Genomic DNA, 14,048 nt, shown 5'->3' on the forward strand with positions numbered 1-14,048 from the left:
CATAATTCAGGAACTAGATGACACTACTTCTTAAACTCTGTAGAAGTTGCAAGATCTTTATTCCATTCATCAAGATCAGTATTTTATTTCGAAAGTCCTATAGTTCTGAATTTTATAGATATCAGGCATCAAAATTTGTTTCTGCAAAATCGTTTTCAATTTATTGATCATCTATCTCATACTATTTCACATTCAATTAGTTTTAATTAAAACTAATTTCACGTATATTTGTTAAGGTAACGGTGCTTATTTTTTTTAAAGCATTCCTTTGCCCACCATATCATTTTTATACAACATGCGTGAAAAACAGAATAATATATCAGAACTGGCTCTGGAGCTTGGCCTGGCAATGAGTGAAATGAAAAGCCGGCTTCGACAGAAGATTCAGACCAGGATTAATGAATATGATCCGGATCTTTCTTTTGAACTGATTGAGATTCTGGGACTGCTTTCACGCAATAATGGTATTAACCAGCAGGAAATAGGAAATAAAGTAAGTAAAGACAAATCAAGCATTACTTACCTCATCAACAATCTTGTAAAACGGGATTTTGTTGAACGGATCGCTGATAAAAAAGACAGGAGAAACAAGCAGATCTTTTTGACTCCTAAAGGTAAACAGATCGTTGAAACCGTTTATCCATGGGCATTGGATCTTTACAAAAAGGCGGTTGGTAATATTGATATTGAGGAGATCAGCAAAGCTTTGCTCTTAGTAAAAAAAATGACAGCAAACCTGGAAAAAACAGGATCAAAATATGATACATTATGAGAACAATCCTTGTACCCATTGATTTTACATCAACTACGGAAAATGCAGTAAGAGTAGCCGCAGACTGGGCAAAAACCTACGAATATCAAAATATTATCTTACTAAAAACAGCAGGAGAATCTGAATTTGATTATCTGCATATTGCAGAAGGGCATTCATTTGTCAACGAAGAAAGTGTCAACAATCTGTTGCAGAGAACAGAATTATTATTCGATCAGTTAACAGACATCATAACAGAAAAATCACCTGAAATAAAAGTTTCCAGGATATTAAGTGATTGGGCGCTTACCAGAAGCATCAATGAGCTTTTAAAAAATCAACCATCTGTAGAACTGATTATTTTGGGAAGTGACGATCAAACCTCTACCACTGAGAGCTTTGTTTCCGACAATATCATTAGCATTGCAAGAACGAGTCCTGTGAAAACCTTAATTGTTCCTAACAGCTATCACTACTCTCCTATCAAAAATATATTTATTCCTTGTGATATAAAGGGAATTAAGAGACTGGAAAGATTGTTTCATCACAAATCTGTTATCCATAAACAGGATGTACGTCTGATGTTTTTGAATATCAATACCCGTGAGAAAGAGGATGAGGACAAAAAAAGAGAGCTGGAAGAGTATATTCGTGAACATCTGACAGAAATCCCAAGCAGCATTCATTATTCTCATGATGAAAATGTCATTAAGGGCATTCTCACCTTTGCAACCTCTAATAAAGCGGATCTTATTATTGCTTTGCCAGGCCAGCACAGCTTCCTCTATTACCTGGCAAGCAGAAGTATTTCTGAAGGAATTTACCAGAACACCCAACAACCGGTATTGATTTTAAAATAATAAATTATAAAGTGAATGTTGAACGCTAATAATAAATTTTGGCGCTTTCAATCTTGACAAGCTTCAGTTCCTGCATTTTTTTAACATATCTGATTACAGTCTCTACCCGAAGCCCGGTAAGAGTAGCGATCTGTTGTCTGGTATAGGGAATAAGAAACGAATAGGCTTCCTCAAATCCAAAATATTTTTTAAGATGATCAAAAAGCTTCATAAGCTTGACTATAGGATCGGAAATCGCCAGAAAACTGGAAATCATGTACCTGAAATGCAGTCTGTCGGCTGTATATTTATTAATCTCGAGCATTAGTTCAGGTTTTTCCAAGAGCATCTGCAGAAACTTAGTCCTGGAAATCTTAATAATCTCGCAGCTGGTAACTGCAATAGCATTGATGGCATAATGATGATTGGTAAATAAATAGCTTTCACCAATGCAGTGACCATCAAAAGGAAGCCCGTGAACAAATTCTTTTCCGTCTTCTAAAAAAGTATTCAGTTTCACAGTACCATGCCTGATCTGGAAATAATATTTAGCCGCCGTTCCTTCTTTAAAAATAGAATCTGCCGCATCATATTTTTCCAGAATGGCTCCCCGGGAAAATAATAGGTCTTCACATATGATCATCTTGCATTATTTTTGAGTAAAAATACTTAAAGTATATGCTATATTGCAACTTATCAAATACCACAAAACACTGTATTTACTGATATCAACACTCGTTTATTAAGCTGTAATTTTCTTTTTATGTTTTGCTCCCCATTCAGCAAGCGCTGCAATAACGTCTTTCAGTGACTCACTGTATTCTGTATGAATATATTCTACCAAGACCGGTTTCTGATCAGTAAGAACGGTTCTTTCAACTAAATGGTTGACCTCCAGTTTTTTCAATTCACTGGAAAGGACTCTTGCTGAAATCCCATTAATCGTTCGCTGCAACTCGTTGAACCGTGTATGTCCGCCCAAAATAGCAATCATTACCCGGATGGTCCACCTGCCTCCTAAAACGTACAAAGCATCCTCAGTAGCAGACAGATGCGTGCTACATTGCGGCCTTGAATACACTATTTTTTCTTCTTCCATTGTCTTTGTTTTATCTGATTACTAACCTAAATGTTATTACTAACCTTTTGGTAACTACTATCTTTTAATTAGTAAATATAGATAATTTTGAAACATCAATTTTAAAAAAAATAAAAAATGAAACGAGTACTTCATATTATCTCCAGCCCAAGAAGCGAATCATCAATCAGTAAAAAACTGGGAAATGCTGTTGTGGAAAAAATCACGGCAAAATATCCTGACAGTGTTTTTAAAAAACGTGATCTGGCCAACCCGCTTTTTCCTCATTTAGAAGAAGCCCATATCAATGCTTTTTTCACTCCGGAGGAAAACCGTACGCCAGAACAGCTGGAAACTGTAAAACTTTCAGATACGGTAATTGCTGAACTGCATGAGTCTGATATTATCATTATTGAAGCTCCATTGTATAATTTCAGTATCACGTCTACCCTTAAATCATGGCTTGATCATATTGCAAGAGCGGGAAAAACGTTCAGCTACAGCGAAAACGGTCCTGAAGGCCTGGTAAAAAACAAGAAAGTATACCTTGCTTTTTCAAGTGGCGGTGTATATTCTGAAGGGGAAAGACAGGCGTATGATTTTGTAGTTCCTTATCTAAAACAAACTCTCGGATTTATGGGAATGACAGATATTTCTGTGGTCCGTGCTGAAGGTCTTTCTGTTCCGGTGATTCAGGAAACAGCTCTGCAAAAAGGGATTGAGAGTATTGTTGTTGAGTAAAAATTTAAAAGTGCTGCTCCTCTGGAGCAGCATTTTTTATATCGATTTTCAAATAGATAAAGAATGTTTACATCATAAAAACAACAATTCCCTCAACATATGTAAAAGCTTTTCTTGTTTTTATCTCTCATTTTTACATCATTAAAAAGAAAGATTATGGAAAATAATAAACAACACCAACTGGTCAATCCTGCAGCATTATTTAATCCGGAGCCTTATGGTTTTTCACACAGCATTTCTGTGCAATCTCCTTTCCAGATGTGTTTTATATCCGGACAGAGCGGCGGTGTAGGAGAAAATCACGTATTGGCTGATGATTTTAAAACGCAGGTTCAGGATGCTTTGAAAAATTTAAAAGTCGTTTTACAGAGCCACTCTATGACGTTTGAGAATGTTGTTAAAATCACGCTTCTTATCATTGATCATAATCATGAGAAACTTGAAATTTGGGCAGAAGAAGCTAAAAAAGTATGGAACCCATCATTTTTACCAACAAGCACGCTCATTCCTGTGAGCCAGCTGGCATTACCTGGAATGTTGTTTGAGATTGACGCAATTGCGGTGAAAAATTAGTTTCTGTTAAGACGTTCAATAAGTAATGATGAAAAGCTTTTCACACCCGTTCTGATGCTCTCTTCATCCACCTGAAAATTAGGAGAATGATTCATGGCAATCACTCCTTTTTCGAAATTGGAACCTCCCAGGAAAAAGTAAACGCCTGGTATTTTCTGTTGAAAAAAAGAGAAATCATCATTGAAAAACGGAACCTGTCCATAATCTTTGGCAACCGTATTTTTTCCATAAAGATTCTGAAGGATTTCCGTGGCTGATATTGTCAGCTTTTCATCATTCATAACCGTTGGATTTCCCTGTATAAATGAAACGGAAAGAAGTTTGTCTTTATACCCGCTGTCTTCTATAATTTTCTGAACTACCGGAATTATTTTATCTAAATTAGAAGAATTCGTTTCATACAGATAGGTTTCTAGAAAGGACTCATTATTTTTAGAGTAGGTCGTAAATTTTCCATCCGTGAACAGATAATCTTTAAAAATAGTATCAGGATTTGTCAATCCGATTTTAGGATCAACTATAGATTGTAATTCCCATGGCTTTGTTCCGGGCTGAATACGGGACAAAAAATCACTGATCCTTTTCGTTAGCCCTTTTGTTTCTACTTCAGATAATCCATTTTTTAACTGAACTCTTATTCTCTTCTGATAGGCAAACATTTCATTAGGCTTCACCATAATCTGCCCTACAGGTATTGCCGTCACATGCAATCCATATATTTCATCAGGATTGATTATAGAAAGCAAGCCTTTGTTCAGCATTTCTTTTGCCCCTTTGAATGTTTCTTCTTCAGGTTGAAATATGAAATAGACTGTTCCTTTTAAAGATTTTTTATGTTTTGAAAGTACTTCAGCTATTCCTAATCCAACCGCCATATGGATATCATGACCGCAGCCATGCTGAATGCCTTTTATTTTCGATCTGAAAGTTTCAGGATCAGGATAATCGTTGGGTAATGCATCCATATCTGATCGCCAAGCTATTTTTTTACCATTCTGATCTCCTTTCAGAATTCCTATAACGCTGTAACCATACCCATCTGTCTTAACTTCCAATCCGAGATCAAGCAGATATTGCTTAATTTTTTCCTGAGTTTGCTTTTCATGACCTGCCAATTCCGGATTTTCATGAAACTCTCTTCTGATAGTAACCAATTTATCAAATATCCGGTCTGTTTCAAGCTGAACAGATTGATGAATATTTTTGAAAGATTGAGTATCTGCCTTCTTCTTGTTCGATCCTTGTGCAGACAATGTCAGAGAAATTAAACATAATACGCTAAAAGCAAGTTTTTTCATGGTTATAATTAATAAGTTTACCAGGTATATTTCAATAAACAAATGTAGACTATCTTTTATTACATTCTAGAGCAATATATTCCCTGGTGTCTAAAGGTAAGATTATTTCGTATTTAAGTTAAGAGAATAATTACATCTTTCACAATTTCAGTATTTATTTTCACAAATGAAACTTCCAATACGTTTTTAAGGTAATAAATCCTCTTGTTTTGTACGGCCTGATCTGAGACTTAGAGATACATTAAGAGGTCAGAAGGCCAGCAATTATGTACATGTAAGAATGTCTTCCAAGATGAAAACCGGAGCACATGGAGGAGTTTTAAATGTTCGGTTTGTCAACCGTTTGTTCCGACAGTTGAAGTGGATATGTGGATTGAAACAATTATTGAAGACGGGAAAGAGATTCTTCAATTACAATACGAGCAAATTGTATTTTTGAATTTGATTTCGGAAATGATGGAGGAACTACAAGCTGGCCTTACTATGAAGGATAGGATCTTCATCAACAGTATACAAAAAAGAGGCAATAATCTGCCTCTTTTTTTATGTTTTTAGGATATTAAAGATTATCGTAAGTCTGATCCACCATAAAAGATATTGCTTTTTTGATTTTTTCACGCCCTTCAGGAGTATTGGTATCTATCCCGCAGAAAATACTGCCATTCAGAGAAGAGAACATATTCAGGTAATAAAGCCCTGAAACCATAATCGCCATGATAGAACGATAGGTATCCATTTTATCTTTGAAATGGGATTCCATCAATAATTTGAAGATATATTCTCCATTTTCTTCCTGGGTATCAATCAGTTTTTTCAATGATTTTCTGGGTTCAGAAATGGTCCACAACAATAGTTTTTGAGCCTCTTTGTTGGTATATACATAATCAAATTGTGAAAGCAGCATATGCTGAATAAATTCTCTTCCTCCATCTTCCAGATTCGGTTTCATTTTTTCTACTTCTTCACTGGTTACCTTTACCCAAAAATCCTGTGTACGAAGATATTCGTCCATCAGACCATCCATACCGCCAAAATAAGTGTAGATCATTTTCTTATCTACTCCGGCGGTTGCAGCGATATCATTGATCTTCAATCCTGCATATCCCTTCGTTTTCAGAATTTTTCCAACTGCATCTAAAAACTTTTTCTTACTGCGTTCCTTATTTCTAATACTCCCTGATGCTGACTTTCTTTCCATGACTAAACATTCAATATACAAGTTTAAGAAAATTTTTTATCATTTTAGACACCTATAGGTGTCTAATTTCAACTATTTATATATATTTGCACTAACTAAAACTATTGATTATACATTTGGTTTCCTCAGTTTAAAATATTTCAAACATAAACGACTGAGTAAAAGACATAACCGAATAACATCATTTTTGACTTGTTCTTTTCAATTACTTAAATGCATGTCTTTAGTTTGAAAGGATTTTCTGCTTTTATTTTATGATTAAACTGCAATATCAGCATTATTCAAAGAGTAATTTCATTTTATTATTAAAATTAATGTACTGAAATTCAAAACATTAAATCAAATCAAGATTTTTTTTATTATTTTAAACACTTTGTAGTGTCTTATTTTATATATTTGTACAAACTAAAACCATCTATATATTTTAAAACACTTTTAGGTTGAAAAATAAGACAATTCAGACTGTTTTATTTAGGTTCCCTTACTTTAAGACAATTTCGAACGCGAAACAACTAAGGTAGAAACACAACAACACAATTGACCATTAGAAATTTCTAATGGTTTTGTTTTTTACCGGAATAATCTCCGAATCTATTACAACTAATATTACAGATGCTCATAGGTTTGATTCAATAAAAATGAGATTGCCTTTTTTATTCTTTCACGCCCTTTAGATGTGTCAATGTCTATACCACAAAAAATACTTCCGTTCATAGCAGCATACATATTTAGATAATAAAGCCCGGAAACCAGGATAGCCATTATTGAACGTACTTCTTCAGCATGTTCTTTGAAATGAGGATCTACCAGGAATTTAAAAATATGTTCTCCGTTTTCTTCCTGGGTATTGGTAAGTTTTCTTAGCGATTTTCTGGGTTCTGAAATGCGCCATAGAAGTAGTTTTTGCACTTCTTTGCTCTTGTAAACATAGTCAAATTGAGACAGAAGCATTTTTTCGATGAAAGACTGTCCTCCGTCCTCCGGTTTTGATTTTATTTTGTCTACTTCATCAATGGCCACTTTACTCCAGTAGTCCTGAGACCGGATATATTCATCTATAAGCCCGTCTATCCCGCCAAAATAATTATAGATCATCTTTTTATCTACGCCGGCTGTAGCAGCAATATCGGTCACTTTCAAAGCAGTATGCCCTTTTGTTCTAAGTATTTTTCCAACCGCGTCCAAAAACTTTTTTTTACTGCGTTCTGTGTTCCGGATACTTCCTGCTGCCGACTTTCTTTCCATGATAAACTTTTCAATCGTACAAGTTTATGATTTTTTTTTCATTTTAGACACTTTTTAGTGTCTAAATGTATATATTTGCATCAACTAATAACCATTTTATATAAAACGAAAAATCAGAGTTGTGAGATTGAGAGAGATCAGATTGTATCGTTAGTTCCCTCAGTTTGAATGTTTTTAATTCCATAACTGAGGGAAAACATTACTTACAGCACCATTTTTTGGTGCTGTTTTTATTTGAAAGAGGTAAATTCCTTCATTTATCAGTCAAAATTACTATTCTGTTTGATTTTTTTTAAATTTCATTTATGGCTTTAAATGCCTTCTATCAATTGGTTTTCCCTGATTCAATTAAACACTGAATAAAAATAATTTAATTTTTTTTTCATTTTAGACACTCACAAGTGTCTTATTTTGTATATTTGCTTCAAACTAATAACCATTTTACATAGAAACACTATTGAGTTGGAAAAAATTAAAAAGTTTCGAACACAAGCAACTAAGGTAAAAACACTAAATGAAACAGTATCATTAGCTCTTTAATGATGCTGTTTTTAAATTTAAAGTTCAGATTTTTGATTTTGAAGTACAGAAAATTGTATATACCGGTTTCGGTATAGAATAGTTGATATGAAGAGAGACTGTCATGGGACAGTCTCTTATTTTTAAAGGTTAGAATTTTGCTATCCTTTTGCTTTTTCATCTGTAAAAAAATGATATCCATCCTTTTTCTCAATGAGCTGTAATGGATATAATGAAGGATTATACTCACCGTTCAGCACTTCATTCAATGCATGTTTCTTCGATTCACCAAATGCTATTACCAGAATATTTTCAGCATTATTGATTACAGGTGCAGTTAAAGTAATCCTGAACATTTCCTGAGATTTCAGATAGTAGGCAGAAACCCACTTTTCTTTTTCATTTAAAACCTCCTCACCAGGAAATAGAGAAGCGGTATGACCGTCGTCTCCCATCCCTAAAAGGATAAAATCAAAAACACCATCATTGCCAAGCATGCTTCTGATCTGCTCTTCGTAAGTCTTTGCATAATCCTCAGGAGTTTTACCTTCAACATACATAGGAAAAATATGGCTCATATCAACAGGAACATGGCTGAGAAGAGCTTCATCCGTCATTCTGAAGTTGCTCTTATCATCATCTAAAGGAACCCATCTTTCATCTACCCAAAAAAAGTAAACTTTATTCCATTCAATCTGTTCTGCATATTTTTGGGTCGCCAATAGTTTAAAAATAGCTTTGGGAGAAGATCCTCCACTCAACGCAACTACAAAACGGTCATTCTTCAGAATAGCTTTTTTTGAGAGATCAACAAACGCATCCGCAGCCTCTGTGTACAGTTTTTCCAGATCGTCAAATACTGTAATATTCATTTTTTGTCTGTTTAAATTTTATATTGTTTATACCCAGTTGTGTCCTTGTCTTTCCACCAAAGCATTAACGTCTTCGGGCCCCCAGCTTCCTGCTTTATAATTAGGGAATGATAAATCTTTATTATTTTCCCAGGCTTCCTGTATTGTTGTAACAACATCCCATGCTTCTTCCACCTGATCAGAACGCATAAATAAAGTAAGATCTCCTAAAAGAGCATCCTGTAATAGCGTTTCATAGGCTTCCGGGGTATCTTCCTGGCAGGCAAAATTATCAAAAATCATTTCTGCAGGCTTCAAATCCAAGGTCAGTCCCGGCTTTTTCGTCATAAACTGCAATCTGATATCCATCATCGGCTGAATATTAATAATCAACCTGTTAGCAGACAAAAGGTGCGGACTGTCTGAGAATGTGGAATGAGGAAGCGGTTTAAACTGAATAGTAATATAAGAATGCTTTTCTTTCATTTTCTTTCCGGTACGAACATAGAAAGGTACATCCTGCCATCTTTCATTATCAAGATAGAATTTTATTGCAGCAAAGGTCTCTGTATTGGAATCCCCCGCAATGCCGTCCTCCTGGCGGTATCCTTTTACTTCAACACCGTTTATTGTTGCTTTTCCATACTGGCCTCTTACCGCATAATGATCAACCTGATCGGGTGATATTCTACGGATTGATTTCAGTACATCTACTTTACGATCCCTGATCTCACCAGACTGCAATGAAGCCGGCGGTTCCATAGCGACCATACACAGGATCTGCAGCAGGTGATTCTGAATCATATCCCTCAATGCTCCTGTCTGTTCATAAAAAGCACCTCTTGTCTCCACTCCTACTTCTTCTGCTACGGTAATCTGTACTGATTCTATATATTTGTGATCCCATAAAGGTTCAAAAATTGAATTTCCAAATCTGAATGCCAGTATATTCTGTACCGTTTCCTTTCCAAGATAATGATCAATACGATAGATCTGTTCTTCTTCAAATGTTTTTGCCAGAAGACTGTTCAGCTCAATCGCCGACTGTTTATTATGACCAAAAGGCTTTTCAATAATAATACGGTCTTTTTTCGGATCGGCAGCTAATGCTGTCGTTTTGATATGATTGGAAATGGTAGAAATGAAATTAGGCCCTATTGACAGATAAAATAACCTGTTGGCCCTCATTCCGTAAACAGCATCGAAATCCTGCAATTTCTGCTGCAAATTCTGATAAGAACTTTCTTCATCCAATTGATGCTGGAAATAAGTAATATGAGCCTGAAAACCAGCCCAGTCTTCGGAAGTTATCTTTTTTCTGGAGAAACTCTCCAGGTTTTCTTTGATATAATTTCTAAAGAGTTCATCTGTATTTTCGGCTCTTCCCAATGCCACAATATTGAAGCCTTTGGGCATTCTGCCGTCGATGTATAAGTTATAAAATGCCGGAAAAAGTTTTCTTTTTGCCAGATCTCCTGTAGCACCAAAAATAACGATAGTTGTTGGCTGCAAGATTCTATTTTGATTCATTTTTCCGAGTTTTAATTGTTTGCTGTTTGCCAAGAAGTATGGAATACTCCTTCCCTGTCAGTACGCTGATAGGTATGAGCTCCGAAATAATCACGCTGAGCCTGGATCAGATTCACAGGAAGAGATTCTGTAGTGTAAGCATCAAAATATCCTAAAGCGGTTTGGATACCCAAACTTGAAATACCGTTTGCAGCAGCATATCCGGCAGTTTTTCTTAAAGATTTTATTTTTGATTTTACCAATTCAGAAATATCGTGATCAAGTAGAATATTAGAAAGATCAGGATTTTGAGTATAGGCAGAATAGAATTTTTCCAGTAATACGGAACGAATGATACATCCTCCTCTCCAGATTTTCACAACATCTTTCAGTGGAATTTCAAAACCGTATTCCGTGGACGCTTTTACCAGTAAAGACAAACCTTGTGCATAGCTGATTAATGTTGAAAGAAAAAGAGCATCACCCACTTCCTTGATAAACAATTCTGTATTTTCCGGCTTTGTGATTTCTTTTTCAGCATATATTTTAGAAGCCTGAACTCTCTCATCCTTATAGGCGGATAAAATTCTTGACGTTACCGCAATATCAATGGTAGGAATAGAAACACCGATTTCCATAGCCTGCTCAGAAGTCCATTTTCCGGTTCCTTTCGCTCCTGCTTTATCTAAAATCTGATCAACAAGATAATTTTCCGTGAATGAATCCTTTTGGGTAAAAATATCTCTGGTAATTTCAATAAGGAATGAATTCATTTCTCCGTTATTCCAGTCTCTGAAAACTTCATAGAGCTGTTCGTTATTCAGACCGGCTCCTCTTTTAAGCAGATCATAAGCTTCACTGATAAGCTGCATAATGGCATATTCAATACCGTTGTGCACCATTTTCACATAGTTTCCGGCAGATCCTTTCCCCATATACGCTGTACATGCTTCGTTGTCTACTTTTGCAGCAATAGCTTCAAGCATAGGCTTAAGAAGTTTGAAAGCTTCCAGATCACCTCCAGGCATTATACTGGGACCTCTTCTGGCTCCTTTTTCTCCTCCTGAAACTCCCATTCCCATAAAATGCAGTTTTTTTGATGCCAGATCAGCAACACGCCTGTTGGTATCTTCAAAATAAGAATTCCCTGCATCAATTACGATATCACCTTCATTCAGAAGCGGGGTAATGTTTTCCAGCACTGCATCTACAGGTTTTCCTGCAGGAACCATAAGAATAATTTTTCTTGGAACTTCTAAGGCAGATACAAAATCTTCTAAAGAGCCTGTACCTTTTACTTTCATTTCTGAAGTGGCACCGTTCTCTAATTCTTTTACTTTCTCCTGATCAAGATCAAATCCTGCGATTGAAAATCCGTTGTCAGCAATATTGTAAAGAAGATTCCGCCCCATCACTCCAAGGCCAACTATCCCATAACTATATCTTTCCATTATATTGGTATTAATATGAATTTTTAATTACAGAGAATAAAATTACGTAAATGCCTATAAGGAAAAAAATAAAGGACGAAAAAAATTCATAAGACTTCCGTTTTTTCCTCATTTATAAGCTACTAATATTCACATTTTCATACAGTTTTCTTTTTATAGAATAAAATTCAATCATTATTATGGTAATCATCTATTAAAACAGTCTGTTTTTTGGTATAATTAAACTTATATTTGCCAAAATTTATAAAGTAATGAACTATAAACTTGAACTCAACACTCAGGAACCTAATTCTAAAATCGTTTTTAATACCATCAAATTTGATTCGTTCAAGATTAATATAGTTGAAAGATATATCGGGTCAATGAAGGCTCGTCCTACATTATGTGAAGTTTTATTTAAGGTAAGAACTTTGGATGATGTAATTATCAACAGAAGAGATGGTAATATAAGAGTAAAGATTAAAGGTGATGATTTCGAAACGTATCAGAAATTATCCAGAGACCTGAATTCTTATGAGTATAAAAACAAATTGATCAACAGAAAAGAGGTAGAAGAGAATTATGTTCATTTCATCCTGAGTTTAGTGATCACAAATTATCAGCTTAATTAAACTGTTTTTGGGGATTGTCTCTTTATGTTTGTGGAGAGACAATTTTCAAAAATATAATGCATAGGAAGCAGAGATTTTTATTATTCTGAAAACTGCAAAATTACCCGGAAAAGAATATTTGTTTTTCAGCACTTTCTGCCTGAAATACTTTTAGGCGAAATAAGGTTTAAATTAAATTATTCGTTATTACGTAGGATATTGCTTCGATAATATTCTTCACGCCAATTCTTTCAAATAATTTACTTCTGTGAAATTTTATGGTGCTGGGTGACACATACAATTGTTCTGCAATTTCTTCTATTTTTAATCCCTGAAGATAAAGTCTTATAATTTCAATTTCCCTTGTTTTTAAGGTGATTTTACATTCTTCCGTCCATTTTCCTGTAAAGAGATTATATTTCCAATACGTTTCTGAGGTATTGGATATGATCCGGATATTTCCTGCAGTCCGATTAAGGGAATAGGATACTACACAGGCTATTTTAGAAATTTCTCCATTATTATTAAGTTCTATAGGTGTAATTCTTTGATTGACAAGCACATCTATGCTATTTTCATTTTTAAGATGAAAATCATAAGTCATGGTGTGTACCTTTTTCTCTTCAGGTGAAAGGCATTCAAAGAATTTAAGGCCAGTAGTTCTCACTCTCCGTAGTATTTCAAGATCTTCTTTCTTGGCATATTTCCAAAAAAAATTATAACCCATTTTTTCAATCTCAGCAGCCCGAAAGCCCGAGAAAAGAAGAGGATTCTCTGAAATAAATACTAGTTTTCTGGTATTAAAATCTTCAATATAAACAGAGCCCACACTGGTTCCCAATACTGCTTTGAGCACATTAAAATATTCGTTTGTACTCTCTTTTTCAAAAATTGTTGCACCAGACGTGTTCCTGGGATACAATAAATTTATTTTATCACTCATATTCTTGACATAATAATAAGGGTGAAAAACTATTTTTCTATTGATTACTTTTGCAAACATATTCATAATTAAATTAAATAAAAAAAACCATCAAAAACTAATTATAATTAAACGTAAGTTTGCAAAACATTTATTTCAATAACAAAAAAAACATTAAATTAACTAATTTTATTACATTTTTCACATTTAAAAAGAAATTTTTATGTATTATGCACGTAAAGAAACAGGATTAAGTTTAAAAAATTAAAAAAAAAAATTTATTATTAAAAGAAAATTTTGAATATTCTCTTTACTAAAGCACTTCAACAAAAGATCATTTTAAATTAATTCATTAAACTTTGATTTAAAAACTATACGAAAGTATAGCCATTTTATATTTTAATTAAATTATTTTTACCCTACCATAAAATAGAGATTAATCTAAGAAACATATAAGAATGAAAAAATCCAGACGTATTATAA

14 protein-coding genes are annotated in these 14,048 nt (G+C 34.4%); 5 read left to right on the plus strand and 9 right to left on the minus strand.

Features of this window, described 5'->3' with window-relative positions; genetic code table 11:
• The first annotated feature begins 295 nt into the window (after window positions 1–295).
• Together DYR29_RS06340 and DYR29_RS06345 are read left to right on the plus strand one after the other, a co-directional pair.
• The gene (locus DYR29_RS06340; RefSeq protein WP_213279767.1) at window positions 296–772 is read left to right on the plus strand and encodes a MarR family winged helix-turn-helix transcriptional regulator; all 477 of its coding nucleotides are present in this window, start codon (window positions 296–298) and stop codon (window positions 770–772) included.
• On the plus strand, window positions 769–1,611 hold the full coding sequence (locus DYR29_RS06345; protein WP_213279768.1) for a universal stress protein: 843 nt from the start codon (window positions 769–771) through the stop codon (window positions 1,609–1,611). The genes DYR29_RS06340 and DYR29_RS06345 overlap by 4 nt, the downstream gene beginning before the upstream one ends.
• 25 nt (window positions 1,612–1,636) lie before the next feature.
• Here the strand turns inward: DYR29_RS06345 and DYR29_RS06350 are convergent, their stop codons facing one another.
• Window positions 1,637–2,233, minus strand: coding sequence for a Crp/Fnr family transcriptional regulator (locus DYR29_RS06350; protein ID WP_213279769.1), 597 nt, complete (start codon window positions 2,231–2,233; stop codon window positions 1,637–1,639).
• Between the two features lie 99 nt (window positions 2,234–2,332).
• On the minus strand, window positions 2,333–2,689 hold the full coding sequence (locus DYR29_RS06355) for a winged helix-turn-helix transcriptional regulator (RefSeq protein WP_213279770.1): 357 nt from the start codon (window positions 2,687–2,689) through the stop codon (window positions 2,333–2,335).
• 117 nt (window positions 2,690–2,806) lie between these two features.
• Between DYR29_RS06355 and DYR29_RS06360 the strand changes: the two genes are divergently transcribed.
• Both DYR29_RS06360 and DYR29_RS06365 read left to right on the plus strand, forming a co-directional pair.
• On the plus strand, window positions 2,807–3,409 hold the full coding sequence (locus tag DYR29_RS06360; protein WP_213279771.1) for an FMN-dependent NADH-azoreductase: 603 nt from the start codon (window positions 2,807–2,809) through the stop codon (window positions 3,407–3,409).
• Window positions 3,410–3,565: 156 nt separating this feature from the next.
• Entirely contained in the window at window positions 3,566–3,982 is a 417-nt protein-coding gene (locus DYR29_RS06365; protein WP_213279772.1) for a RidA family protein, read from the plus strand.
• Here the strand turns inward: DYR29_RS06365 and DYR29_RS06370 are convergent.
• The 6 genes from DYR29_RS06370 to gndA all read right to left on the minus strand — a co-directional run bounded on the left by DYR29_RS06370 (window position 3,979) and on the right by gndA (window position 12,053).
• A complete protein-coding gene (locus DYR29_RS06370) occupies window positions 3,979–5,280 on the minus strand; it encodes a M20 metallopeptidase family protein (protein ID WP_213279773.1) in 1,302 nt (433 codons plus the stop codon). The genes DYR29_RS06365 and DYR29_RS06370 overlap by 4 nt on opposite strands.
• Window positions 5,281–5,839: 559 nt before the next feature.
• Window positions 5,840–6,478: a TetR/AcrR family transcriptional regulator gene (locus DYR29_RS06375; RefSeq protein ID WP_213279774.1), complete on the minus strand. Its 639-nt coding sequence runs from the start codon at window positions 6,476–6,478 to the stop codon at window positions 5,840–5,842.
• Window positions 6,479–7,084: 606 nt separating this feature from the next.
• Window positions 7,085–7,723 carry a TetR/AcrR family transcriptional regulator gene (locus DYR29_RS06380; protein ID WP_213279775.1) on the minus strand — a complete coding sequence of 213 codons (639 nt, stop codon included), beginning with the start codon at window positions 7,721–7,723 and terminating at the stop codon, window positions 7,085–7,087.
• A gap of 680 nt (window positions 7,724–8,403) precedes the next feature.
• Window positions 8,404–9,114 (minus strand): 6-phosphogluconolactonase, encoded by a 711-nt coding sequence (pgl, locus tag DYR29_RS06385; RefSeq protein ID WP_213279776.1) that lies wholly within the window; start codon window positions 9,112–9,114, stop codon window positions 8,404–8,406.
• Window positions 9,115–9,141: 27 nt separating this feature from the next.
• Window positions 9,142–10,623: a glucose-6-phosphate dehydrogenase gene (gene zwf / locus DYR29_RS06390; protein WP_213279777.1), complete on the minus strand. Its 1,482-nt coding sequence runs from the start codon at window positions 10,621–10,623 to the stop codon at window positions 9,142–9,144.
• An 11-nt stretch (window positions 10,624–10,634) separates the two neighbouring features.
• Complete coding sequence (gndA, locus tag DYR29_RS06395) at window positions 10,635–12,053, minus strand: NADP-dependent phosphogluconate dehydrogenase (protein WP_213279778.1); 1,419 nt, start codon at window positions 12,051–12,053, stop codon at window positions 10,635–10,637.
• A 251-nt stretch (window positions 12,054–12,304) separates the two neighbouring features.
• Between gndA and DYR29_RS06400 the strand changes: the two genes are divergently transcribed.
• A complete protein-coding gene (locus tag DYR29_RS06400) occupies window positions 12,305–12,664 on the plus strand; it encodes a hypothetical protein (RefSeq protein ID WP_047377503.1) in 360 nt (119 codons plus the stop codon).
• A 166-nt stretch (window positions 12,665–12,830) separates the two neighbouring features.
• Here DYR29_RS06400 and DYR29_RS06405 read toward each other — a convergent pair whose 3' ends face one another.
• A complete protein-coding gene (locus DYR29_RS06405) occupies window positions 12,831–13,652 on the minus strand; it encodes a response regulator transcription factor (protein ID WP_213279779.1) in 822 nt (273 codons plus the stop codon).
• Between the last annotated feature and the right edge of the window lie 396 nt (window positions 13,653–14,048).

Source organism: Chryseobacterium indologenes, from assembly GCF_018362995.1.
In the GTDB taxonomy this organism is placed as follows: Bacteria; Bacteroidota; Bacteroidia; order Flavobacteriales; family Weeksellaceae; genus Chryseobacterium; species Chryseobacterium indologenes_G.